The sequence below is a fragment of the Bacillus sp. FSL R7-0646 genome, from assembly GCF_037969865.1.
GTDB lineage: Bacteria > Bacillota > Bacilli > Bacillales > Bacillaceae > Bacillus > Bacillus licheniformis.
Window position 1 is genome coordinate 637,364 of sequence record NZ_CP150217.1, and the last position, 23,759, is coordinate 661,122.

A 23,759-nucleotide genomic window follows, 5' to 3' on the forward strand; every position below is an offset into this window, starting at 1 on the left:
CTAGAAGCTTGCGCTTTAATTCTTATAAAGGTCGGCGGACAACATCCAATCCATCAATTGCTGATACGGATAATAGGTCGTGCCATTTAATTCAATTTTAGGTATGTCAGGATATTTACGCAGCATTTCTTTCGTTTCTACTTTGCTCAAGCCTAAATAATAATGTAAATCGTCTTCTTTGATTAAATAGGGATAGCCTGAATAACTTCCCTTTGGGTTTTTAAAGTTTTTCAAGCCGTCACCGATAAAATAGCCTAAAGCCGCTAAACCAAGTCCGATCCAAAACAGGTTCATCTCCACGTTTACCATCCTTTTCTCATATTGCTTTATCTGTCATACGAAAAGGATTGAAAAAAGTTTCAAGGTCAAAGGCTTTGCCGGTTCAGCATCTCATAAAGAACGACGGCATGGTTATGGCGCTCATCTTTGGCCCCGTAAAGCAGAATAACGGTTTCGTCCGCCGCCATTTTTTTTAATTCCCTGAAGCTTTTCTGTTTTTCAGCGTTTTGTTTAATTTCGTTTTGATAGGCTTCTTTAAACGATTCGAATTTTTTCGGATCATGACCGAACCATTTTCTTAATTCGGGGCTTGGAGCGATTTCTTTCATCCAGCAGTCGAGGTTCGCTTTTTCTTTTGATATGCCGCGCGGCCACACACGATCGATTAAAATGCGGCGTCCTTCTGCTTGCTGGTTTTCTTGATAAATGCGCTGGAGAATAAACGGCATGCGGATCACTCCTTCTCATTTTATGATAAAACGGCAGGCTGGAAGGAACAACCCTATTGAAAAAGACAATGCCAAAATCCCGTTTATTCGATGGAATGTTTTAAAGAACTGTACAATTGGCTGACGCTTTCATCGATTTCATCTCTTGACATCCGCAAGGCTTTTTCCGATACGGCATAGCCGATTTCCAACCGGCCTTCTTCCAGCCCTTTAAAGATCGCATCGGCAAATTCATCCAGAGGAGCTCCGGAATCATGCAGTCCGACACCGCCCAGATCCGTATTGACCGCAGGAGGAGCGACTTCTATGACCTCAACGCCGGCCTCGGAAAGCTGGTGTCTTAAACTCATCGTAAAGGAGTGGAGAGCGGCTTTTGTCGATGAGTAGATTGGTGCGACCGCCATCGGTGTAAACGCCAGCCCTGACGACACATTGATGATCGCAGTTTTCCCGGCTTTTTCGGCAAAGCATTGGCTAAAGAGCATGGCCAGATGGATAGGCGCCTCCATATTGACGGTGATTTCTTTATTGTAGTCAGCCCAATTGTCTATAACATCGGCTTTTAAAATGTGGTAGCGCTGCTGTATGCCCGCATTATTCACAAGTACGTTTACTCCCGGATGATGTTCTTTGATCCATTCAAATAATGCCAGTCGTTCCGCTTCAACGGCCACATCGCATACACGCGTGATCAGCTCCGGATGTTTTTCCTTTGCTTCTTTAAGCTTGCTTTCCCTTCTCCCGCAGACGATAACGGTATTTCCCGCTTTTATAAATCGTTCGGCAAAAGCAAAGCCGATTCCCGATGCGCCGCCTGTGATCAGCACTGTGTTTCCCGACAGTTCCATTGGAATCCCTCTTTTCCGTCAAATTTTAAACAATAGGTTGAGCATCTCTTCTGACCCTATAATGCCCCTTTATTTTCCAAAATGCAAGTATTCTGATTAGACGGTATGTTCCGATTCCATTATCATTGAAAAGTGAAAGGGGTGGAATAAAATGTATGATACAACTGTCGAAACACGCTTCGGAAAGCTGAAAGGCAGAGCGGAAAACGGAGTCCGTATCTTTAAAGGCGTTCCATACGCAAAACCTCCCGTCGGCGACCTAAGGTTTCGGGAACCGCAGCGAATGGAGGCCTGGGAAGGTGAGCTGGATGCTTTTCAATTTGGCCCGGTTTGTCCGCAGCCTGATGGGGTATTGCCTGAGTCAGCGGGGGTTCAAAAGTCTGAGGATTGCCTTTATTTAAATGTGTACGCACCCGAAGAGGCGGACGGGGATCTGCCTGTTATGGTGTGGATTCATGGGGGCGCTTTTTATCTCGGCGCCGGAAGTGAACCGCTCTATGACGGGACTCAGCTTGCAAAGCAGGGAAAGGTGATCGTGGTCACCATCAATTATCGCCTCGGTCCGTTCGGTTTTTTGCATCTATCCTCAATTGATGATTCCTACAGCAGCAATCTTGGCCTGCTGGATCAAATCGCGGCTCTCGAGTGGGTGAAAGACAATATCGCTTTCTTTGGCGGAGACCGTCATCACATTACGGTTTTTGGAGAGTCGGCGGGATCGATGAGCATCGCTTCGCTTTTGGCGATGCCGAAAGCAAAGGGGCTTTTTCAACAGGCCATTATGGAAAGCGGGGCTTCCGCAACTATGTCCGATAAGCTTGCGAAAGCTGCAGCAGAAAGATTCTTAAGGATTCTCGATATTGATCATCATCATCTGGAGCGCCTTCATGATGTATCTGATCAAGAACTTCTTGAAGCCGCCGATCAGCTGCGCACTTTAATGGGAGAAAATATTTTTGAATTGATTTTTCTGCCTGCGCTTGACGAAAAAACCTTGCCGCTGAAGCCGGAGGTCGCCGTCGCAAAAGGCGCGGCAAAAGAGATCAATCTATTAATCGGAACAAACCGTGATGAAGGCGTCTTGTTTTTTCCCTCTGATTCGGATCTTTTGCCTGAGAGCAAGATCAACGAGATTTTAGAAGAATACATGGGTAAAGAGGCCGCCGAAGCCGCCTCCTCTCTGTATCCGAGGTCATTGGAAGGCCATGTTGATATGATGACAGATCTGATCTTTTGGCATCCGTCTGTTGTGTTCGCTTCGGCTCAATCACGATATGCATCTGTCTTTATGTACCGGTTTGACTGGCATGCGGATTCAGAGCAGCCGCCGTTCAACAAAGCTGCGCACGGCTTAGAGATTCCGTTTGTATTTGGAAATATGGACATTTTGGAACAGCTGACAGGTACGAAGGCCGGTGAAGAAGCGCAGCTGCTTGCTGAACAGATCCAGGCTGCCTGGGTGTCTTTTGCCCGATCCGGAAATCCGAGCACCGATGATGTCAGCTGGCCTGATTATGATGAAGATTCACGGAAAACGCTGATTTTTGATCAAGAGGTCGCAGTTGAAAGCGATCCTTATTCAGATAAGAGAAAGATGTTGACAGCCCCGAACCCGCAGATTTAGAACAAGCGGGCCTGACCTGTGTGGTCAGCCGCTTTGATGATAGCGTTCGCTTTGAATGGCTTCAAGCGATTTGCCGCGCGTTTCCGGCGCCATACGGAGCCCGATGATCATATGAATGACGAGAAATGCAATCATGACGGCGCCGGCTGTTTTGAAGCCCAAGCCCGTAATCATCGCCGGAACGACCAATGAGATGAGTCCGACGCCGATGCGGACGATGAAGAACATGAAGCCTTGAGCGAGCGCCCTGTATTTCGTATGAAACAGCTCTGCCGCCCACAGTCCGTAAAACGCCTGCGCTCCAAAACCCGCAGAAATGCCCCACAGGCATACGAATAATAAAAGCTCCGTGATGTTCATCGTGCCGAAGGTGAGGATGACCCATGCGGCGGTTGCCATAGCTGCTCCTATGCCAAAAAGCAACTTCCGATTGACTTTATCGCCGAGACGGATAAAGACGAAGTATGTGGACGCCACAGTCAAAATCCATAAAAATGCCTGCAGCAGGTTGGCTTGTGCCGCTGTTAGGCCGCCGACCGTCTCATAGATATACGGCATGAAATATCCCATCGTCCCGGCAACAAGGTTCCAAAACGCATAAATTCCGATGAGGAGAATCATCGCGCGAAGGTTCGCTTTGTTGGTCAACAGCTCTTTGATCGACGCCTTTTCTTCAACTCCTTTTGCTTTGTCTTCGGCTTCTTTTCGCTTTTGCTCCTCCCAGATGGACGATTCGTGAATCTGCTGCTGCAAAATCCAGGTGATGACTGCGACGACGAATAATTGGGCAAAAATCAACCGGCTTCCCATTAAACCGAGCGGCGCCAAGGCAACTGATAACAGCAGCGTAAGCGCCGGTCCGACCGACCATGCCAGCTGCCCCCAGCCGACGCGTCCGGCCCGTTCATGGTCAGGGGCCTCCTCGGCAATGTAAGTCCAAGCAGCCGGAATTGCTGCGCCCACCGCAATTCCCGTCACGATGTATCCGGTTAAAAGCATGGGAAAATTAAACGACGCGGCGATCAGTAAAACGCCAAGCATATAGACTAATAGATCGTATTTATATATGAATTTTCTCCCGTAACGGTCGACTAAAAAACCGCCGAGAAAAGCGCCGATCGCCGCGCCGAAACCATTTGCGCTTAAGGCGCCGAGAAGTCCGACCCGGGCGTCGTCCAATCCTAAATATTCAACCCATAACGAAAGCCCGCCGGCCCCCGCGACGATGGATCCCGCCTCCAAATAGTTGGACATGGCGACCGTAATCGTCGACTTCAAACTGCCTTTTTTTCTCCCTGGCATGATTCGTTCCCCTTTCAAATCAGAATTCTTTTCTGACAGAAGCCGGATTGATGCGTTGAATGCTCGATTTTACCCTAGCGAATCATGCAAAATTGTAAGCGTTATCATCTCGTGGTAATCCCGACCCTGCATCCGTTCCAGCCTTCAGGCTGTTCCGAATGTTTTGCTTATAGTATTACTTTATTCGGAAAACAAAAATAAATCAACATAAAAATCAGAATATTCCGTCTGAATATTTTTGTTTTTGTTTGGATTTTTTTCTCGAAAAACTGCCATTATATCAATTTTTTATTAAAAAACCGAAACTTTTCCTCTGGAAAATAGTATATTTAAACTAAGTATATTTTACTATAAGGAGGAATTTCTTAGATGAGTATATTAAGCAGGTTCAAAGACATTATGGCCAGCAATATTAACGCTTTGCTGGATAAAGCGGAGAACACGGAAAAAATGGTGGATCAGTATGTCAGGAACTTAAACAGCGACTTAAACAAAGTAAAGGCGGAAACGGCGTCCGTCATGGCGGCCGAGCAAAGGGCAAAAAGAGAACTGGCGGATTGCCGGGCGGAAATCGACAAGCTTGAGCGCTATGCAATGAAGGCTTTGGAAGCCGGCAGCGAGGCGGATGCCCGAACATTTTTAGAAAAGAAAGCGGTGCTTGAAACGAAGGCATCCGAGTTAGAAACTGCGTTTCAAACGGCGTCATCCAATGCGAATCAAATGAAAAAAATGCACGATAAGCTCGTTTCCGATATCGGGGAGCTTGAAGCACGCCGCGCCGCGATCAAAGCGAAATGGACAGCGGCGAAAACACAGGAAAGAATGAATAAACTCGGTGCATCTGCAGCGAATGCCAACCATTCAATGTCCGCTTTCGGCAGAATGGAAGAAAAGGCAAACCGGGCGCTTGATGAAGCGAATGCGATGGCTGAATTGAACGCCGCTCCTCAAGATGACATAGAAGACCTGAAGGCTAAATATGACAGCCCTTCTAATGTGGATGATGCGCTTGCCGCATTGAAAGCGAAAATGGCGGGTCAAAAGTCATAGCATTTGAAATGAATAAAGTGAGAGGTTAAGAGACATGGTAATTTCTTATAAATGTCCGGGCTGCGGGGATGACATGGCCTTTGACGCTGAATCGGGCACGCTCGCCTGCCGCAGCTGCGGGAGACAGGACAAGATTGAAAACATTCCGGAAGAATTGAAAACTGCGAGATTTACTGAAGATGAAGCAACAGAATATCATTGCCAAAACTGCGGCGCTATTTTGATCACTGAGAAAGAAACGACGGCTACATCCTGCAGCTTTTGCGGAGGAGCGGCAGTGATCGCCGACCGCCTGTCCGGAAGCCTTGCTCCGGCAAAGGTCATTCCTTTTACGATCAGCAAAGAGGAGGCGGCGGACGCGTTTCGCAAGTGGTGCAGAAAAGGGCTGCTCACACCAAAGGGCTTTATGTCGGCTGACCGGATTAAAAGCATTACAGGCATGTACGTCCCTTTCTGGATGTACGATTTAAACAGCAAAGTGCAGGTCAGCGCCCGCTGCACAAAGGTACATAGGTATATACAGGGCGACTATATCTACACGGAGACCGAACATTATGATGCGTTTCGCGATATCAATCTCGACTACATCAAAGTCCCGGTGGATGCCTCAGAAAAGATGAACGATCAATTGATGGACAAATTGGAGCCATATCCATATGATCAGCTGAAAGATTTTAAAACGGCCTATTTGGCAGGCTACATCGCTGAAAAATATAATTACGATGATGAAGAGCTTTTTCCGCGGGCGAAAAGCAAAATCAGCGGCTACATCGAGTCATATATCGATTCCACCCTGTCCGGGTACAGCTCAGTCGATGTGAAAACGAAACACGTCGATACACAAAAAGTGAAAAGCTTGTATGTGCTTTTGCCCGTCTGGATGGTCAATTACAACTACAAACAAAAGGATTACATCTTTGCCATGAACGGACAAACGGGAAAAGTCGTCGGCAAGCCGCCGATCAGCTCATTTAAAGAAAAAATGTGGTTCAGCGGGCTGGCCGTCTCCATATTTGCACTCTGGAAAATCATTGCTGCTGTAATGGGAGGCGGGGCGTGATGAGAAGTTTATTGAGAAGCGCGATGATCTTATGTATGATTTTCCTTGTCTTCATCCCTATAGCCTCCGGTGCGGCAGCCTCTGAACAGAAGCGGTTTGTTTATGATGAAGCCGGGCTTCTGACCAAACAGGAAATCGAGAAGCTGGAAACGCTGGCAGCCAAATTGGGCGCCGAACGGGAGACCGACTTTATCATTGTGACGACCAATGATACAAACGGCCGCGATGTAAAGAAATATGCGGAGGACTTCTATGACGAAAAAGCGCCCGGCTACCAGAAGAAGCACGGAAATGCAGCCGTATTAACGGTAGATATGGAGCATAGAGAAGTCTATCTTGCCGGCTTTAAAAAGGCTGAAGAATATTTGAATGACGCCAGGCTGGACAAAATTAGAGAAAAAATCACGCCGGATATATCCGACAAGCATTATGAGGCCGCATTCGAAATGTTTATGAAGGCGGCGCATGATGATATGGAGAAGAAACCGTGGGCGGACAGCATCTTTTTTAAGACGTGGTTTCAATTGCTTGTTTCGGCAGTCATCGCGGGAATTGCCGTCGCCATTATGAAATACAATTCAGGCGGCAAAGTGACAGTAAGTGCAAGCACTTATATGAACGGTGATACGTCCGGAGTGATCAGAAATAATGACGAATACATCAGAACGACCGTCACAAAACAGAGAAAACCGTCCAATAATAAAAGCTCAGGCGGCGGAACGACGAGCGGAGGCCATTCGCACAGCGGCAGCCGGGGAAGCTTTTAGAAAGGGAAAGGAAGAGCTTAAATGGTGTTTTTTAGAAATCAATTTGCAAATGTAGTAGAGTGGGATGAATTTCGCGATGATATGATTTTCTATAAATGGAACAACCGCGAAATCAAAAAGGGGAGCCGGCTGATCATTCGCCCCGGTCAGGATGCCGTCTTTTTAAACAACGGAAAAATTGAAGGCATTTTCCAGGATGAGGGCGACTATGATATTGAATCCGAAATTATTCCTTTTTTATCCACTTTAAAAGGTTTTAAATTTGGCTTTAACAGCGGGATGCGCGCCGAAGTCCTGTTTGTCAACACGAAGGAATTTACCGTCAAGTGGGGGACGAAGAATGCCATCAATATCCCGGCTGCAGGACTTCCGGGCGGCATGCCGATCAGGGCGAACGGAACATTTAACTTTAAGGTGAATGATTATGTCGCATTAATCGATAAAATTGCCGGTGTGAAAGATCAGTATGTTGTGGAAGATATCAAAATACGGATCACATCCATTCTCGATCAGCTTCTGATGAAGTGGATCACAAAAGAAGGAAAAGATATGTTCAACCTTCAAGCCAACGCCTTTGATATCGCAAAGGGAATCAAGGAAGATCTTGATATGGAGATTGTCGGCGACGGCATGACGATAACAGGCTTTAACATCATGAGTTTCAATTATCCGAAAGAAGTCCAGGACATGATCACGAAAAACGCTTCCCACGGCATGGTCGGCGATCTGAACAGATATCAGCAGATTTCAATGACAGACGGCATGGCTTCAGGAAAGATGACAGGCGGCGGTGCCGCATCTGACATGGCCGGCATGATGATGGGGATGAACGTGGCGAACCAAATGATGAATCAGATGAACCAAAATCAGCAGGCGCAAACACAGACGCCACCAAGCGCGCCGCAGCCAGCGGCAAAACCGAACTTCTGTCCAAACTGCGGAACGAAAACGGGCGAAGCCAATTTCTGTCCGAACTGCGGTCAGAAGCTAGTGTAAGCGGGGGGATCGGTTGATGCCGGCAAAGTTGGTATCTTCTATGTGAATGAGGGCTTTCGCTGCCGGCACGATCGCCGGCATACCAAGCCGGAAACTGATGGAACAGAAGCTGATCCTGATACACAAGTCGGATTAATTGCGTGATCAGAGCGCCCGCCGTATTCTATATATAACAATGATGTCGGATGAAAAGAATGCGGCATACATCAATCAAGGATGTACAGAATAATCAAAGGAAACAATCTGGAGGAAAAGCGACATGGAATTAGGCATCAGCACCTTTGTAGAAACGACCCCTGATATCAAAACCGGAAAAGTCATCAGCCATGCGGAGCGGCTGCGCGAAGTAGTGGAGGAGATCGTCCTTGCCGATCAGGTGGGCTTGGATGTATTCGGAGTTGGAGAGCATCATCGTCAAGATTACGCAGCTTCTTCTCCTGCCGTCGTCCTGGCCGCAGCAGCTTCACAGACGAAGCGCATCAGATTAACGAGCGCGGTCACCGTGCTGTCGTCGGCTGATCCCGTCCGTGTTTTTCAGGATTTTGCGACGCTCGACGGGATTTCAAACGGCAGGGCGGAAATCATGGCGGGCAGGGGGTCTTTCATCGAATCCTTTCCGCTGTTTGGATATGATTTAGACGATTATGATGAGCTCTTTGAAGAAAAGCTTGATTTGCTGCTCGAACTGCAAAAGTCGGAAAGGGTCACATGGAGCGGCAAGCATCGCCCGGCTATTCACAATACAGGCGTTTACCCGCGTCCCGTGCAGAAGCCGCTGCCTGTATGGATCGGAAGCGGCGGAAACCAGGAATCCGTCGTTCGCGCCGGCCTGCTCGGCCTGCCGCTGGTTCTCGCGATCATCGGCGGGAGTCCGCAGCACTTTGCCCCGCTTGTTGAGCTTTATTACAAAGCAGCGGAACATGCAGGGCATGACGCCTCAAAGCTGATTGTCGCTTCCCATTCCCACGGCTTTATCGCGGAGGATACCGAGACGGCCGCCGATCGTTTTTTCCCTTCCACCCAGCAGGCCATGAATACGCTCGCAAGAGAGCGGGGCTGGGGGCCGTACAGCCGGTCGAGCTTCGATGCAGCCAGAAGCTTTGAAGGGGCGCTCTATGTAGGCGATCCTGAGACGGTGGCGGAAAAAATTATTCATCTGCGCAAGAATGTCGGGATCACCCGATTTTTGCTTCACGTTCCGGTCGGTTCGATGCCGCACGAAGATGTCATGAAGGCGATTGAACTTTTTGGAACAAAAACGGCGCCGCTCGTCAGGGAAGAAGTATCCCGCTGGGAGGCATCCGAAAGGTCATAACATGAAAGGCCCGCGCTTTAGCGCAGGCCTTTTTATTTCATATAATGCTTTTTAAAATCCGGATGTATCGAAAATTTGCGGCGCAAATGGATCAGGTTTTCGCCGAAACTTTCCTCCAATACCTCTCTGTGCTTCTCCATGATTTCCATCAGGTACAAATCATGAATCATCACTTCGGTAATCGGCATCACCAAGCCTACATGCATCGTCCAGGCTGCGCGGCTGTCTTTCCCATGCGAGACAATGCCGGCCACAACTTCTGAATCGTCGACGCTGAATACGAGCCAGCGTCCGTCATACTCTTCTGTAATTTGCCTGCTGTTGTCATGTAGATAGACATTGGCGAAATCCGCTTCAATGTCGCCGTATGCAATAATGGTCACAATGACGCCTTTTTTTGCGGCCCGCTTGAGCTCAGGCTCCAATTCAGGAAAATCCTCTTTCCAAATTTCCAGGAGAATCCTTTTTCCGGCCGATGATATGCACGCCTTTACTTTATCGAGAATCTCGCTTCGCCCGGTGATGTTCCAAATATTTTCCCGGTCATTTGCAGTGCGCTCAAACTTCTCGAAATATTTTTCTGCCTGTTCAAAAGTCTCTTCCGCTTTCATCCGCCGGTTTTTAATCAGGTCCTTGGCGGGAACGGGAATGTACTGCGGTGTGTTGCCGTAGCTGACAAATATATCGCCGCGGATTACAAGGCTCTCCAGCACTTCGTATATTTTCGACCGGGGAACACCCGATTTTTTTGCCACCGCATAGCCTGTCAGCGGCGATTCTTCCAAGAGCGCCAAGTATGCTTTCGATTCATACTCGGTGAAATTCAGGTTTTTCAGTACGTCTAATATGTTTTCCTTCATAAGCCCTCCAGCTTCAACAAGAGTCGCTACCTTTGTCACTCATATTTTGCTGGATGTATTGATTTATTTCAAGTCCGCTGATACACTTTTTATAAGTGGTTACTTGAGTAGTCACTATATAAAAACAGTATGGGGGGAGACATCTGATGGATAGCCTGCTGTCATACATATCGATTGCAGCCATGATGGTGGTGATACCCGGAGCCGATACGATGCTTGTGGTGAAAAACACGCTTCGATACGGTCCGAACGCCGGGCGCTGCAATGTTCTCGGCTTGGCGACGGGGCTTTCTTTCTGGACGCTGATTGCCGTTCTCGGCTTAGCGGTGGTGATTGCGAAATCGGTGATTCTGTTCAATACGATCAAATACTTGGGGGCGGCCTATTTAATATATTTAGGCATTAAAAGCTTTTTCGCGAAAAAAATGTTTTCTTTGGAAGAGATACAAGCCGAGAAGAACAAAAACGAAAACGCATCAAGCCGGCATTATAAGGATTCTTTTATGCAAGGATTGTTCAGCAACATTCTGAATCCGAAAACTGTTTTGGTCTATATCACGATTATGCCTCAATTTATTAACTTAAGAGAAAGCGTCAACCAGCAGTTGATCATCCTCGCTTTAATCCTTACTTTTCTTGCTGTGTTTTGGTTCCTCATCCTCGTATATTTGATCGATTTCGCAAAGAAATGGCTGAGAAGCGTGAAATTCCAGAAGATCTTTCAAAAAGCTGCGGGTCTGGTGCTTGTCGGATTTGGCGTTAAAACGGGTTTAGATTGATATTGGAGAACGAGTGAGCGCTTTGGCTCACTTTTTTTGTTTATTTGTCAACGATTATTTGATAGAAAACACTAGATGAAATAAGAGTGCTATGGTTATTCGTTGACATTTTGACAACGATTCTATATATTTATACCGACTTGGTCTTTGGGCTGATAGATTGATACATTTTTAGCGTGGGAGGAGAAAAGCTCGTGGATGAACAAAAGAAAAATCAGCTGGGAGTGCTGCTGAAAGAGCAGTTGCGAAAACGATCATTATCTTTAAGAGAATTGAGCGAACGCACTCAAATCGATAAAGCGACCATCTCAAGAATCATCAATGGCAAAAGAAAAGCAAACCTGAACCATTTGCAAAGGTTTTCAGAAAGCTTCGGCGTTTCTTTTGATGAGCTGATGACAGCGGCCGGCTATGCGATGGAGAAGACGCAGGAAAGCGAACGTCCGGATATTCACTCGTCAGTTGCCGAAATTGAAGATGTTTTGCAAACCTCAAATGTCTATGATCGGCCATTTACCATGGAAGAACTGAAAAACAAATTGAATGAGTGCGAACAATATTCTCAGACGGAGGAAGGAAAGCGTACCATTCTGGCTGAGTTTGAATCTAAAATCGAGAAAGTTGCCGGCATTGGTCCTTTTCTGACCCGTCTGCACGACATGTACAGCAGATTTACCTCGGGGCGGGGGACGCCGCGTGAATTGCTGCTGATGGGCGGCGCTTTGCTGTATTTCATCGTTTCTGTTGATGTCATACCGGATTATATTTTTCCGATCGGCTATATCGATGATGCGGCAGCGGTTCATTTCGTTTTCAACCAGCTGTCATATAAATCATGATGGAGCATGTTCAAGATGAAAAGAAAGCATATCAACATTGACATCAGTCTGCTGCTCATTCTATTTTGTTTGTTTATCATCAGCCTGCTGGCCGTTTACAGCGGGTCGGGCCAGTATGAAACACAGGACCCTTTTTATTTTGCCAAACGGCAGGTCTTTTGGTATCTTGTCGGGTTTGGCGTCATGGCGGGAACGGCCTACATCGACTATGAGCTGCTTGAACGATTGGCGCTTCGTTTATTTGTGGGAGCCGTTTTTCTTCTGATTCTCGTTCATTTTTTTGGAACTTACAAAAACGGTTCGCAAAGGTGGATCAGCTTCGGGGTCATCGAAATCCAGCCTTCAGAATTTATGAAGATCATTTTGATTCTTCTGCTGGCTTCGATACTCAATCAATTTCAGCATAAAAGGTTCTCCTTCGCCGAGAGCATCATTCCGACGGGAAAAATCATGATGTACACGGTGATTCCGTTTTTCTTTATATTGGTTCAGCCAGATTTAGGGTCCGCATTGGTGATTTTATCGATCGCATTCACGTTGATGCTGGTCTCGGGGATTTCGGGCAGGATGATCGTGTCCCTGTCACTTGGATTCATGGCATTGGTTGCCTTTTTGACGTATTTGCACAATCATTACTTTGAGATATTTTCAAAGATTATTAAGCCTCACCAGCTTGACCGGATATATGGCTGGCTCAGTCCTCATGAACATGCCTCTACATATGGATACCAGCTGACGCAGGCGTTATTGGGGATCGGATCAGGCCAGCTGTCAGGGAGCGGCTTTACTCAAGGAATCCAAGTTCAGGGAGGGAAAATTCCGGAGGCTCATACTGATTTTATTTTCGCCGTGATTGGTGAGGAATTCGGTTTTTTGGGTGCCGTAACATTAGTCTGTCTGTATTTTCTGATGATCTACAGAATCATCAGGATTGCGCTTTCGTCCAACAGTCTGTTCGGTCTTTATATATGTGCGGGGGTTGCAGGGTTGATTGTATTCCAAGTGTTCCAAAATATCGGGATGACGATCGGGTTAATGCCGATCACGGGGCTCGCTCTTCCGTTTATCAGCTATGGCGGCAGCGCGCTGTTGACCAACATGATCGCTTTAGGTCTCGTTTTCAGTGTGAATATCAGATCTAAACATTACATGTTTGGGAATGATTGGGGATGAAGTTGCTCAAAATGATTCTTTCCCATCTAAAGAAACTTGATTATGTATTGATTGCCGCGGTTCTGTTTTTATCTGCGTTTGGCTTGCTGATGGTATACAGCGCCGGCTACCCCCTCGGATATATGAAGTATCATGATGGCAGCTATTTTTTTATGAAGCAGCTGCAATGGCTGCTCATCGGTTTGGCCTTTTTTTCGGCTGCCGCCATTTTCCCATACAAAGCTTACAGCAAACTCATTCGGTTTTTGGTGAAGCTTTCTTTTTTAATGCTGATTCTCGTTTTGCTGCCGGGAATCGGGATGGAGAAAAACAATTCCCAAAGGTGGATTCAATTCGGTTCGCTCATGATTCAGCCGTCTGAGGCTGTGAAGCTTGTGATGGTTATTTATTTCGCCTATGTGTATGCAAAAAAGCAGAAATACATCGCCGATTTCGGAAAGGGCGTCATGCCGCCGCTGCTGATTTTGGCGGCTGTGTTTTTTTTGATTTTAAAACAGCCTGACTTGGGCACCGCCGTTTCCATCCTGTTAAGCTGCGGAGCGGTTCTGTTGTGCGCCGGCCTCAGAATGCGGCACTTGCTGCTTCTCGGAACAATGGCAGGGGCTGGCATCGCATATTTTGCAATAACAGCGCCGTACCGGTTAAAAAGGCTGACATCGTTCAGCGATCCTTTTCAAAATGAAAACGGAGACGGCTACCAGTTGATCAATTCCTACCTTGCCATTGATTCGGGCGGGTTATGGGGGAATGGATTGGGGAACAGCGTTCAAAAGCTGGGATTTCTTCCCGAAGCCCATACGGACTTTATCATGGCGGTCATCACTGAAGAACTCGGCGGTATCGGGCTGGCGGTGATCATCTGGGCTTACCTGTTGATCATGTTCAGAGGGGTTCGGATCGCTGTGCAAATCGATGATCCGTTTGGAAAGCTGCTGGCGGTCGGCCTTACTTTCCAGATCATGATTCAAGCGTTATTTAACCTGGGCGCTGTTTTCGGCCTTCTTCCCATTACCGGAATTCCTCTTCCGTTTGTCAGCTACGGAGGTTCTTCGTTATTGTTCATGCTGACGACAGCCGGGATATTGGTCAACCTCTCATCACATGTTAAGCGGGGAGTTAAAAAAGATGTGGCCTTTCTTTTGTAGAGAGTCTTTTCTTAACTTTGAAGTGGAGAATTTTATCTCAAAGTTACGATTGTTGATCTTGTCTTCTCATATAGAATTTGACCGGGACGTGTTTATACATATAAATGCGTTCATATTGATAAATAAAGGAAATCATGATATATTCAAGGTGTATGAAACAGAATAATCTCTTTATATGAATGCATAAACTAAAAAAGACCGGAAGATGCGGCAACATCTCCCGGAAGCAACAGAGAGGCTCCATAAAAAGGAGTCGGCTCTATTTTTAGATCCCAATTAAAAAGTAAGATCGTCTTGGTGTGGGAATCAAGGGCGATCTTACTTTTTTTTGTCGTTTGATGACAGAATGGCCACTACGAGAATGCCGAAAGACACCATGAGTTGCAAGGCCTCTGATACTGTCACATGCTCACCCCCTTTCTCTTCAAGAGATGGAGGATGAGCCGACCGCCCTTATATAGAACCGAACTGCTGCCAACCCTTATTATACCAAAAAGCAGAGTTGTTTCCATAAATGTCCGTTGACATGCAAATTTGAAAAACCGCAGTTTTCTTAAAACGTTCTGCGGTCAAACTGAGTAAATGCTGTTTTTTCTTAGCCGGAACCCTGCTCATTCCTTTAGCAGCTGATCTAGTGCAAAACAGGCCGGTTCATTAAAACCCGGCCTGTTTGAAATATATTGTTCATTTATGCGGGACGCGCGGCAAAAATTTGGAAGGCAACGCCGAACGGATCAGTGACAATGCCGTATGCGGAACTGAAATAAGTTTCCTTCAGCTCAAGCTTGACCTCGCCCCGCTCGCTCAGCTTGCCGAAAAGCCGCTTGGCCGAAGAAACATCGGCTGCCGTTACGCAAATGGACAATTGGTTTCCGCTTTGGAAAGGCAGTTCAGGAATAATGTCGGCGATCATCAGGACAGCGTCGCCGATTGTCAAAACGGCATGTGCGATGAAATCCAATTCGTCTTCCTTAAAGTTCGCTGCCTCATCTGCGGGGCCTTCACCAATCGTCTGACTGAACTTTACTTCGGCATCGAGTACATCACGGTAATAATCAATCGCTTCCTTTGCTCTTCCATTCATCAGGATATAAGGTGTGAATCGCGTTTTCATAGGGGGAACATCTCCTTTTTTTGTTGATCTAAGGAGATTGTATATTATAATGGTGACAACTAATGTCGTGGTTAAAAAATAATTGGAGGTATTCATGTCTAAAGCGAAACGATTGAATGAAATGATCATGATGGTAAACCGGAAAAAACGATTTACGGTCGGGGAGCTGGCGCGGGAATTCGGGGTTTCAAAGAGAACGGTTTTAAGGGATTTGCAAGAGCTCAGCGAAATGGGGGTGCCCCTCTATTCTGAAACCGGCCCCCACGGAGGATATCAGGTGTTAAATGAAAGGATTCTTCCTCCCATCGCCTTCAGCGAGAACGAAGCGATCTCAATCTTCTTTGCGATCGATGCACTGAAGCATTATATATCCCTGCCGTTTGATGCCCAGTACGCATCCATCAAAAAGAAATTTTATTTAAACCTTTCAGGAGATATCCGGGATGCGATTGACAGTATGAAGGACCGCGTTGCTTTTTATACGCCTTATGAGCAAACAGACGACATTCCGGTTTTAAAGGTGCTGCTTGAGGCAGCGGTTCAGCAAAAGGTGTTGATCATCGAGTATGAAGCAAATGGCGCATCAAGCAAGAGGAGCATTCAGCCGATCGGAATCTATGCCAATCAAGGGAAGTGGTATTGCCCGGCTTACTGTTTTTTAAGAAAGGATTACCGCATATTCAGGTGCGACCGGATCAAGCGGGCCGAGCTTGATGAACATAAGGCACCGATTGATTTGTCCGGCCTCAATTTAAAGAACCGTTTTTCGGCTTTGTCCCGGCCAAGGGAGACATTGGAATTATCCGCCGAGCTGACAAAAAAGGGAGTAGAGCGGCACGGTTCACTCAAATGGCCGCACCTTGAACTGCATGTAAGAGAAGATGGGTCCGGCGTGCTGAAAGGCGAAATCGCGCCGAAGGATATCGATTTTTTTGCGGATTATTTCATTTCGTTCGGCCGGGAAGCGGTTATTCAGAAGCCTTCCAAATTAATTGAAAGGATGAAACGGACATTATCCGACATGCTGAAACAATACGGCTGAAATGAAGACTCCGGTATACCGCAGCCTGCGATTTTCTGCATTTAAAGTTCCGCAAAAAACGCGTGAAGACGCATGTCTTCTTCATCCTCCAGTTAAAGACACTCTCAGGAATCGAGAGTGTCTTATTTTTGCCGTCAGAAGAAATTTTTACCCAAAAAAGTTGACGGCAGATTTAAAAGTGAGTATCATTACAAATATGATATTAATATTACATTTTTGTTACAAAAGAAAATGATATGTTACGAGTTTAAAAGAAGATTGACAAAGGAGCATGCTTATGAAAAAAGCGATGGCTATTTTAGGATTCCTTGTACTCACAGCATCGCTGCTATTTATCATCAATAAAGGAACATCTCAAATAAACGCTTCACAAAATAGAAAAGCCGCGGTTCACACGGAGTATTACAAAGACATCAGTTCGCTTTCTTTTCCGGTATTCAGCGATTTGAAGGAAGAGGATGCCAAGCTGGCCAACGATGCGGTAAAACTTCATTTAAAAAATTCCTATAAAGAATTTCAAAAAATCGTTAATGATGCCGAAAAGAAGGATAAGGATGAAGAAAACGTTTATGAAACGTCCTACAAAGTCAAATACAACGAGGAAGGCAAACTGAGCTTTTTAATCTATGACTATCAGTTCTCCGGCGGTGCGCACGGCATGTACACCGTAACATCCTACAACTTTGACTTTGACAAGCATAAACAAGTCGTGCTGACTGACGTATTAAACAATCAGGCGAAAATCGAAAAGGCAAAAAACTATATTTTCAGCTATATCAACGAACATCCGGAACAGTTTTATTCTGATCTTAAAAAGAGCGATATCCGTTTGGATGAACATACGGCATTCTATTATACAAGCAGCGGAATTTCAATTGTATTTCAGCAGTATGATATCGCCCCGTATGCAGCCGGAAACCAGGAAATAAAGCTTCCGTCGACGCTTTTATATTAGCCCCGGCATTAGATCTAATATTTGTAATAGAAACAGAGAGAGCAAGTCATGAAACAGGAGAGTGAGCAGCGATGTCTGGCAAACCATCATTTCGATGGGTTAAAATGTTGATTTTTTTAACGATATTAATAGGTTTGGCAGGGTACTCTTACAATAAAGTGTCAAGCAACAGCCAAGAGCCCCCTCAGCCAAAAAAAGACCGCGGACAATCCGGCCTCGGCGTCGAATCCATGGTCAATGACAGCAAACAAGAGAGGTATGCCATCCATTATCCGGTGTTTCACATAAAAGAAATCGATGAACAAATAAAAGATTATGTGAATCAAGAATTGGCCGGTTTTAAAGAGGATAACGCAAAGGCCCAGGCTCAGGATGAAGACGGGCCTTTTGAACTGAACATTAAATATAAGGTTGTCTATTATACAAAGGATACGGCCAGTGTTGTGCTGAATCAATACATAGAGGCCGGCGGCGTATCGGGTACAACATTTGTCAAGACGTTTAACGCTGATTTAAAGCAGAAAAAGCTGCTGTCCCTTCAAGATCTGTTTGAAGAGAATTCAGATTTTCTGAACAGGATTTCAAGCATTGCCTATCAGGAATTGAAAAATCGGAATCCGTCTGCTGACATGGCTTTATTAAAAGAAGGGACGAGCCCTCAGGAAGAACATTTCAGCCGCTTCGCGCTTCTTGAAAACGAGGTGGAATTTTATTTTGAGAAAAAACAAACCGGTCTTGAACAGTCTGTAAAAATAAAAAAAGAATGGGTAAAAGATATTTTAAAAGACCGATATCAGGATATGAAAAAGAATCGTCTTCAGGCCAAACCTGATCAGGAGCCTGTTCCGCTTCCGAAGCAAGCGAAAATTAATCCCGATGAAAAAGTGATTGCCCTCACATTTGATGACGGTCCGAATCCCGCTACAACGAATAAAATATTAAACGCTTTACAGAAGCATGAAGGGCATGCGACCTTCTTTGTGCTTGGAAGCAGAGCGCAATATTATCCCGAAACGATAAAACGGATGCTGAAGGAAGGAAACGAAGTCGGCAACCATTCCTGGGACCATCCGTTATTGACAAGGCTGTCAAATGAAAAAGCGTATCAGGAGATTAACGACACGCAAGAAATGATCGAAAAAATCAGCGGACACCTGCCTGTACACTTGCGTCCTCCATACGGCGGGATCAATGATTCCGTCCGCTCGCTTTCCAATCTGAAGGTTTCATTGTGGGATGTTGATCCGGAAGATTGGAAGTACAAAAATAAGCAAAAGATTGTCAATCATGTCATGAGCCATGCGGGAGACGGAAAAATCGTCTTAATGCACGATATTTATGCAACGTCCGCAGATGCTGCTGAAGAGATTATTAAAAAGCTGAAAGCAAAAGGCTATCAATTGGTAACTGTATCTCAGCTTGAAGAAGTGAAGAAGCAGAGAGGCTATTGAATAAATGAGTAGAAAGCGCCATATCGGCGCTTTTCTTTTGGAAGAAAATATAGGGAAAATGGTATTTGTTAAAAATTCGGAATATTTATACAATATCATATGTTTCACATTGAAAGGGGAGGAGAATCATGAAACAACAAAAACGGCTTTACGCCCGATTGCTGACGCTGTTATTTGCGCTCATCTTCTTGCTGCCTCATTCTGCAGCAGCGGCGGCAAATCTTAATGGGACGCTGATGCAGTATTTTGAATGGTACATGCCCAATGACGGCCAACATTGGAAGCGCTTACAAAACGACTCGGCATATTTGGCTGAACACGGTATTACTGCCGTCTGGATTCCCCCGGCATATAAGGGAACGAGCCAAGCGGATGTGGGCTACGGTGCTTACGACCTTTATGATTTAGGGGAGTTTCATCAAAAAGGGACGGTTCGGACAAAGTACGGCACAAAAGGAGAGCTGCAATCTGCGATCAAAAGTCTTCATTCCCGCGACATTAACGTTTACGGGGATGTGGTCATCAACCACAAAGGCGGCGCTGATGCGACCGAAGATGTAACCGCGGTTGAAGTCGATCCCGCTGACCGCAACCGCGTAATTTCAGGAGAACACCGAATTAAAGCCTGGACACATTTTCATTTTCCGGGGCGCGGCAGCACATACAGCGATTTTAAATGGCATTGGTACCATTTTGACGGAACCGATTGGGACGAGTCCCGAAAGCTGAACCGCATCTATAAGTTTCAAGGAAAGGCTTGGGATTGGGAAGTTTCCAATGAAAACGGCAACTATGATTATTTGATGTATGCCGACATCGATTATGACCATCCTGATGTCGCAGCAGAAATTAAGAGATGGGGCACTTGGTATGCCAATGAACTGCAATTGGACGGTTTCCGTCTTGATGCTGTCAAACACATTAAATTTTCTTTTTTGCGGGATTGGGTTAATCATGTCAGGGAAAAAACGGGGAAGGAAATGTTTACGGTAGCTGAATATTGGCAGAATGACTTGGGCGCGCTGGAAAACTATTTGAACAAAACAAATTTTAATCATTCAGTGTTTGACGTGCCGCTTCATTATCAGTTCCATGCTGCATCGACACAGGGAGGCGGCTATGATATGAGGAAATTGCTGAACGGTACGGTCGTTTCCAAGCATCCGTTGAAAGCGGTTACATTTGTCGATAACCATGATACACAGCCGGGGCAATCGCTTGAGTCGACTGTCCAAACATGGTTTAAGCCGCTTGCTTACGCTTTTATTCTCACAAGGGAATCTGGATACCCTCAGGTTTTCTACGGGGATATGTACGGGACGAAAGGAGACTCCCAGCGCGAAATTCCTGCCTTGAAACACAAAATTGAACCGATCTTAAAAGCGAGAAAACAGTATGCGTACGGAGCACAGCATGATTATTTCGACCACCATGACATTGTCGGCTGGACAAGGGAAGGCGACAGCTCGGTTGCAAATTCAGGTTTGGCGGCATTAATAACAGACGGACCCGGTGGGGCAAAGCGAATGTATGTCGGCCGGCAAAACGCCGGTGAGACATGGCATGACATTACCGGAAACCGTTCGGAGCCGGTTGTCATCAATTCGGAAGGCTGGGGAGAGTTTCACGTAAACGGCGGGTCGGTTTCAATTTATGTTCAAAGATAGAAGAGCAGAGAGGACGGATTTCCTGAAGGAAATCCGTTTTTTTATTTTGCCCGTCTTATAAATTTCTTTGATTACATTTTATAATTAATTTTAACAAAGTGTCATCAGCCCTCAGGAAGGACTTGCTGACAGTTTGAATCGCATAGGTAAGGCGGGGATGAAATGGCAACGTTATCTGATGTAGCAAAGAAAGCAAATGTGTCGAAAATGACGGTATCGCGGGTGATCAATCATCCTGAGACTGTGACGGATGAATTGAAAAAGCTTGTTCATTCCGCAATGAAGGAGCTCAATTATATACCGAACTATGCAGCAAGAGCGCTCGTTCAAAACAGAACACAGGTCGTCAAGCTGCTCATACTGGAAGAAATGGATACAACAGAACCTTATTATATGAATCTGTTAACGGGAATCAGCCGCGAGCTGGACCGTCATCATTATGCTTTGCAGCTTGTCACAAGGAAATCTCTCAATATCGGCCAGTGCGACGGCATTATTGCGACGGGGTTGAGAAAAGCCGATTTTGAAGGGCTCATCAAGGTTTTTGAAAAGCCTGTCGTTGTATTCGGGCAAAATGAAATGGGCTACGATTTTATTGATGTTAACAATGAAAAAGGAACCTATATGGCAACACGTCACGTCATTGGTCTGGGCGTCCGCAATGTCGTCTTTTTTGGGATCGATTTGGATGAGCCCTTTGAACGGTCAAGGGAAAAAGGCTACCTTAAGGCGATGGAAGGCAGTCTGAAAAAAGCAGCGATTTTCCGGATGGAAAACAGTTCAAAAAAAAGTGAAGCACGCGCGCGGGAAGTGCTTGCATCCTTTGACGCACCTGCAGCGGTTGTTTGCGCTTCGGACCGAATCGCGCTCGGGGTTATCCGCGCGGTGCAATCGCTTGGTAAAAGAATTCCGGAAGATGTCGCGGTCACCGGCTATGACGGGGTGTTTCTCGACCGGATCGCTTCGCCTCGCCTGACAACCGTCAGACAGCCTGTTGTTGAAATGGGAGAGGCTTGCGCGAGAATCCTGCTGAAAAAAATCAATGAAGACGGAGCGCCGCAAGGCAATCAATTTTTTGAGCCGGAGCTTATTGTCCGCGAATCGACTTTGTAGGGTGTCTCATTCTGTTACCGTTAACAAGCTGAAAATGATTGTTCCTGTTACCGCCGTCATGATAATTTCAGAATAAAAGCCGGTTTATCACAGCCGGACAACCAAAAGGGGGAAACATGATGGAATATGCAGCGATACATCATCAGCCTTTCAGCTCTGATGCCTATTCTTACAATGGACGGACATTGCACATCAAGATCCGTACAAAAAAGGATGATGCCGAACACGTCCGCTTGGTTTGGGGCGATCCTTACGAATACACCGGCGGCACATGGAAAGCGAACGAGCTTGCGATGGCGAAAATTGCCGCAACAAGCACCCATGATTACTGGTTTGCCGAAGTGGCGCCTCCATTCAGGCGTCTGCAATACGGATTTATCCTGACAGGCGCTGATGATCGAGACACTTTTTACGGAAGCAATGGTGCATGTCCGTTTGCCGGGAAAGCGGCGGATATAGGCAAACACTGTTTTAAATTTCCGTTTGTTCATGAGGCAGACACGTTTGATGCACCTGACTGGGTCAAATCAACCGTCTGGTATCAAATTTTTCCGGAGCGCTTTGCCAGCGGGCGGGAAGATTTGTCTCCGGAAAACGCTTTGCCATGGGGAAGCAAAGATCCTGAGGCGCACGATTTTTTCGGAGGGGATTTGCAGGGGATCATGGACAAGCTGGACTATTTGGAAGACTTGGGGGTAGGCGGAATCTATTTGACGCCGATCTTTGCCGCGCCTTCCAACCATAAATACGACACATTGGACTATTGCTCCATCGATCCGCATTTTGGCGATGAGGAGCTCTTTCGCACGCTGGTCAGCCGGATTCACGAGCGGGGAATGAAAATCATGCTTGATGCTGTTTTTAACCACATTGGCAGCGCTTCGCAAGAGTGGCAGGATGTTGTCAAAAACGGTGAAACGTCCCGCTATAAAGACTGGTTCCATATTCATTCTTTCCCTGTTAAAGAAGGCAGCTATGATACATTTGCGTTTACTCCCGAGATGCCGAAGCTCAATACGGCCAACCCGGAAGTTCAGGCTTATTTGCTTGATATTGCGCTGTACTGGATCCGCGAATTTGATATCGACGGCTGGCGTTTGGATGTGGCAAATGAAGTTGATCATGCGTTTTGGAAGAAATTCCGGCAAGCCGTCACGGCAGAAAAGCCCGACATTTTTATATTGGGCGAAATCTGGCATCAGGCTGATCCGTGGCTTAGAGGAGACGAATTTCATTCGGTCATGAACTACCCGTTCACAGAACCGATGATTGACTATTTTGCAGACGGATCGATTTCAGCTTCGCAAATGGCCAGCCGCATCAATTCGCATTTAATGAGCGGGATGAAGCAGGTCAATGAGGTGATGTTTAATTTGCTGGACAGTCATGACACGAAGCGGATTTTGACAAGATGCGGAGGAGATGACAAAAAGGTGCGCTCTCTTTTGGCATTCATGTTTGCTCAGACAGGCTCGCCGTGCATTTATTACGGAACGGAAGTCGGGCTTGACGGCGGCGATGATCCATTGTGCCGGAAGTGCATGGTTTGGGAAGAGGAAAAACAGAATCAAGAGATGCTCGCATTTATGAAACGGCTGATCGCTTTGCGAAAACAAGAGAATGATGTATTGACTTATGGCGCGCTTGAGTGGAAGCTGGTTGATGACCAAAACGATTTTGTCAGTTTTTCTCGAACGCATGAAGGAAAAGAGCTGATCTACTTCTTCCACCAGGGCAGAGAGGTGCGCCGTGTCAGATTGCGGGATTTGAAGATTGCAAGCGATAAAAGAATATACGATGCGTGGACGGAAGAAGCGCTTCAGCATGATGATGTGGTCGACATTCAGCCAGGCGGATTTTTCATTTTGGGGGCGGTCTAAATTCTGTTACCGGTAACAGGTTTAAAACTATTGTAACCGCTTTCTGTCGAG

22 protein-coding genes are annotated in these 23,759 nt (G+C 46.3%); 16 read left to right on the forward strand and 6 right to left on the reverse strand.

Translation table 11 applies throughout. The features are described from left to right. Positions 1-15: 15 nt before the first annotated feature. From MKY62_RS03200 to MKY62_RS03210, 3 genes are all read right to left on the reverse strand, one after another. On the reverse strand, positions 16-300 hold the full coding sequence (locus MKY62_RS03200; protein WP_003179391.1) for a hypothetical protein: 285 nt from the start codon (positions 298-300) through the stop codon (positions 16-18). Between the two features lie 65 nt (positions 301-365). Next, positions 366-728: a DUF488 domain-containing protein gene (locus MKY62_RS03205; protein ID WP_003179392.1), complete on the reverse strand. Its 363-nt coding sequence runs from the start codon at positions 726-728 to the stop codon at positions 366-368. A gap of 83 nt (positions 729-811) precedes the next feature. After that, positions 812-1,576 carry an SDR family NAD(P)-dependent oxidoreductase gene (locus tag MKY62_RS03210; RefSeq protein ID WP_003179393.1) on the reverse strand — a complete coding sequence of 255 codons (765 nt, stop codon included), beginning with the start codon at positions 1,574-1,576 and terminating at the stop codon, positions 812-814. A gap of 151 nt (positions 1,577-1,727) precedes the next feature. Here MKY62_RS03210 and MKY62_RS03215 point away from each other — a divergent pair, with 151 nt between their 5' ends. Then, positions 1,728-3,200 carry a carboxylesterase/lipase family protein gene (locus MKY62_RS03215; RefSeq protein WP_003179394.1) on the forward strand — a complete coding sequence of 491 codons (1,473 nt, stop codon included), beginning with the start codon at positions 1,728-1,730 and terminating at the stop codon, positions 3,198-3,200. A gap of 24 nt (positions 3,201-3,224) precedes the next feature. Here the strand turns inward: MKY62_RS03215 and MKY62_RS03220 are convergent, their stop codons facing one another. Further along, complete coding sequence (locus MKY62_RS03220) at positions 3,225-4,502, reverse strand: MFS transporter (RefSeq protein WP_003179395.1); 1,278 nt, start codon at positions 4,500-4,502, stop codon at positions 3,225-3,227. A 369-nt stretch (positions 4,503-4,871) separates the two neighbouring features. Here MKY62_RS03220 and MKY62_RS03225 point away from each other — a divergent pair, with 369 nt between their 5' ends. The 5 genes from MKY62_RS03225 to MKY62_RS03245 all read left to right on the forward strand — a co-directional run bounded on the left by MKY62_RS03225 (position 4,872) and on the right by MKY62_RS03245 (position 9,690). Next, positions 4,872-5,552: a PspA/IM30 family protein gene (locus tag MKY62_RS03225; RefSeq protein ID WP_003179397.1), complete on the forward strand. Its 681-nt coding sequence runs from the start codon at positions 4,872-4,874 to the stop codon at positions 5,550-5,552. Between the two features lie 34 nt (positions 5,553-5,586). Next, complete coding sequence (locus tag MKY62_RS03230) at positions 5,587-6,612, forward strand: TFIIB-type zinc ribbon-containing protein (RefSeq protein ID WP_003179399.1); 1,026 nt, start codon at positions 5,587-5,589, stop codon at positions 6,610-6,612. Beyond that, positions 6,612-7,379, forward strand: coding sequence for a TPM domain-containing protein (locus tag MKY62_RS03235; protein WP_003179401.1), 768 nt, complete (start codon positions 6,612-6,614; stop codon positions 7,377-7,379). Before MKY62_RS03230 ends, MKY62_RS03235 begins: the two co-directional genes overlap by 1 nt. A gap of 21 nt (positions 7,380-7,400) precedes the next feature. After that, complete coding sequence (locus MKY62_RS03240; protein WP_003179404.1) at positions 7,401-8,375, forward strand: SPFH domain-containing protein; 975 nt, start codon at positions 7,401-7,403, stop codon at positions 8,373-8,375. A 259-nt stretch (positions 8,376-8,634) separates the two neighbouring features. After that, positions 8,635-9,690: an LLM class flavin-dependent oxidoreductase gene (locus MKY62_RS03245; protein WP_003179406.1), complete on the forward strand. Its 1,056-nt coding sequence runs from the start codon at positions 8,635-8,637 to the stop codon at positions 9,688-9,690. A gap of 32 nt (positions 9,691-9,722) precedes the next feature. Here MKY62_RS03245 and MKY62_RS03250 read toward each other — a convergent pair whose 3' ends face one another. Further along, entirely contained in the window at positions 9,723-10,550 is an 828-nt protein-coding gene (locus MKY62_RS03250) for a TrmB family transcriptional regulator (RefSeq protein WP_011197600.1), read from the reverse strand. Between the two features lie 146 nt (positions 10,551-10,696). Here MKY62_RS03250 and MKY62_RS03255 point away from each other — a divergent pair, with 146 nt between their 5' ends. The 4 genes from MKY62_RS03255 to ftsW all read left to right on the forward strand — a co-directional run bounded on the left by MKY62_RS03255 (position 10,697) and on the right by ftsW (position 14,486). Continuing rightward, positions 10,697-11,329 (forward strand): homoserine/threonine efflux transporter, encoded by a 633-nt coding sequence (locus tag MKY62_RS03255; protein WP_003179409.1) that lies wholly within the window; start codon positions 10,697-10,699, stop codon positions 11,327-11,329. A 194-nt stretch (positions 11,330-11,523) separates the two neighbouring features. Beyond that, positions 11,524-12,168, forward strand: coding sequence for a helix-turn-helix domain-containing protein (locus tag MKY62_RS03260; RefSeq protein WP_003179411.1), 645 nt, complete (start codon positions 11,524-11,526; stop codon positions 12,166-12,168). Between the two features lie 15 nt (positions 12,169-12,183). Beyond that, positions 12,184-13,341 (forward strand): rod shape-determining protein RodA, encoded by a 1,158-nt coding sequence (gene rodA, locus MKY62_RS03265; RefSeq protein WP_003179414.1) that lies wholly within the window; start codon positions 12,184-12,186, stop codon positions 13,339-13,341. Next, on the forward strand, positions 13,338-14,486 hold the full coding sequence (gene ftsW / locus MKY62_RS03270) for a putative lipid II flippase FtsW (RefSeq protein ID WP_003179415.1): 1,149 nt from the start codon (positions 13,338-13,340) through the stop codon (positions 14,484-14,486). The genes rodA and ftsW overlap by 4 nt, the downstream gene beginning before the upstream one ends. Before the next feature lie 688 nt (positions 14,487-15,174). Here ftsW and MKY62_RS03275 read toward each other — a convergent pair. Continuing rightward, on the reverse strand, positions 15,175-15,600 hold the full coding sequence (locus tag MKY62_RS03275) for a VOC family protein (protein ID WP_339613926.1): 426 nt from the start codon (positions 15,598-15,600) through the stop codon (positions 15,175-15,177). A 94-nt stretch (positions 15,601-15,694) separates the two neighbouring features. On the opposite strand from MKY62_RS03275, the gene MKY62_RS03280 reads away from it, so the two are divergent. From MKY62_RS03280 to MKY62_RS03305, 6 genes are all read left to right on the forward strand, one after another. Continuing rightward, positions 15,695-16,642, forward strand: a complete 948-nt coding sequence (locus MKY62_RS03280; protein WP_003179423.1) for a YafY family protein — start codon at positions 15,695-15,697, stop codon at positions 16,640-16,642. Positions 16,643-16,919: 277 nt separating this feature from the next. Further along, entirely contained in the window at positions 16,920-17,597 is a 678-nt protein-coding gene (locus MKY62_RS03285) for a DUF3298 and DUF4163 domain-containing protein (protein ID WP_003179425.1), read from the forward strand. A 71-nt stretch (positions 17,598-17,668) separates the two neighbouring features. Then, positions 17,669-19,048 carry a polysaccharide deacetylase family protein gene (locus MKY62_RS03290; protein WP_003179428.1) on the forward strand — a complete coding sequence of 460 codons (1,380 nt, stop codon included), beginning with the start codon at positions 17,669-17,671 and terminating at the stop codon, positions 19,046-19,048. Positions 19,049-19,176: 128 nt separating this feature from the next. Then, on the forward strand, positions 19,177-20,715 hold the full coding sequence (gene amyS / locus MKY62_RS03295; protein ID WP_003179447.1) for an alpha-amylase: 1,539 nt from the start codon (positions 19,177-19,179) through the stop codon (positions 20,713-20,715). A gap of 162 nt (positions 20,716-20,877) precedes the next feature. Then, on the forward strand, positions 20,878-21,828 hold the full coding sequence (locus MKY62_RS03300; RefSeq protein WP_003179449.1) for a LacI family DNA-binding transcriptional regulator: 951 nt from the start codon (positions 20,878-20,880) through the stop codon (positions 21,826-21,828). Between the two features lie 116 nt (positions 21,829-21,944). Then, the gene (locus tag MKY62_RS03305; RefSeq protein ID WP_003179451.1) at positions 21,945-23,708 is read left to right on the forward strand and encodes a glycoside hydrolase family 13 protein; all 1,764 of its coding nucleotides are present in this window, start codon (positions 21,945-21,947) and stop codon (positions 23,706-23,708) included. Positions 23,709-23,759 lie beyond the last annotated feature (51 nt).

Bases quoted from the DNA above. Each gene is read 5' to 3' on its own strand.
- MKY62_RS03215 (WP_003179394.1), top strand. From the start codon at position 1,728: ATGTATGATACAACTGTCGAAACACGCTTCGGAAAGCTGAAAGGCAGA.
- MKY62_RS03205 (WP_003179392.1), bottom strand. From the start codon at position 728: ATGCCGTTTATTCTCCAGCGCATTTATCAAGAAAACCAGCAAGCAGAA.
- MKY62_RS03230 (WP_003179399.1), top strand. From the start codon at position 5,587: ATGGTAATTTCTTATAAATGTCCGGGCTGCGGGGATGACATGGCCTTT.
- MKY62_RS03285 (WP_003179425.1), top strand. From the start codon at position 16,920: ATGAAAAAAGCGATGGCTATTTTAGGATTCCTTGTACTCACAGCATCG.
- rodA (WP_003179414.1), top strand. From the start codon at position 12,184: ATGAAAAGAAAGCATATCAACATTGACATCAGTCTGCTGCTCATTCTA.
- amyS (WP_003179447.1), top strand. From the start codon at position 19,177: ATGAAACAACAAAAACGGCTTTACGCCCGATTGCTGACGCTGTTATTT.
- MKY62_RS03250 (WP_011197600.1), bottom strand. From the start codon at position 10,550: ATGAAGGAAAACATATTAGACGTACTGAAAAACCTGAATTTCACCGAG.
- MKY62_RS03255 (WP_003179409.1), top strand. From the start codon at position 10,697: ATGGATAGCCTGCTGTCATACATATCGATTGCAGCCATGATGGTGGTG.
- MKY62_RS03225 (WP_003179397.1), top strand. From the start codon at position 4,872: ATGAGTATATTAAGCAGGTTCAAAGACATTATGGCCAGCAATATTAAC.
- MKY62_RS03275 (WP_339613926.1), bottom strand. From the start codon at position 15,600: ATGAAAACGCGATTCACACCTTATATCCTGATGAATGGAAGAGCAAAG.
- MKY62_RS03235 (WP_003179401.1), top strand. From the start codon at position 6,612: ATGAGAAGTTTATTGAGAAGCGCGATGATCTTATGTATGATTTTCCTT.
- MKY62_RS03220 (WP_003179395.1), bottom strand. From the start codon at position 4,502: ATGCCAGGGAGAAAAAAAGGCAGTTTGAAGTCGACGATTACGGTCGCC.
- MKY62_RS03290 (WP_003179428.1), top strand. From the start codon at position 17,669: ATGTCTGGCAAACCATCATTTCGATGGGTTAAAATGTTGATTTTTTTA.
- MKY62_RS03280 (WP_003179423.1), top strand. From the start codon at position 15,695: ATGTCTAAAGCGAAACGATTGAATGAAATGATCATGATGGTAAACCGG.
- MKY62_RS03305 (WP_003179451.1), top strand. From the start codon at position 21,945: ATGATGGAATATGCAGCGATACATCATCAGCCTTTCAGCTCTGATGCC.
- MKY62_RS03240 (WP_003179404.1), top strand. From the start codon at position 7,401: ATGGTGTTTTTTAGAAATCAATTTGCAAATGTAGTAGAGTGGGATGAA.
- MKY62_RS03210 (WP_003179393.1), bottom strand. From the start codon at position 1,576: ATGGAACTGTCGGGAAACACAGTGCTGATCACAGGCGGCGCATCGGGA.
- ftsW (WP_003179415.1), top strand. From the start codon at position 13,338: ATGAAGTTGCTCAAAATGATTCTTTCCCATCTAAAGAAACTTGATTAT.
- MKY62_RS03245 (WP_003179406.1), top strand. From the start codon at position 8,635: ATGGAATTAGGCATCAGCACCTTTGTAGAAACGACCCCTGATATCAAA.
- MKY62_RS03300 (WP_003179449.1), top strand. From the start codon at position 20,878: ATGGCAACGTTATCTGATGTAGCAAAGAAAGCAAATGTGTCGAAAATG.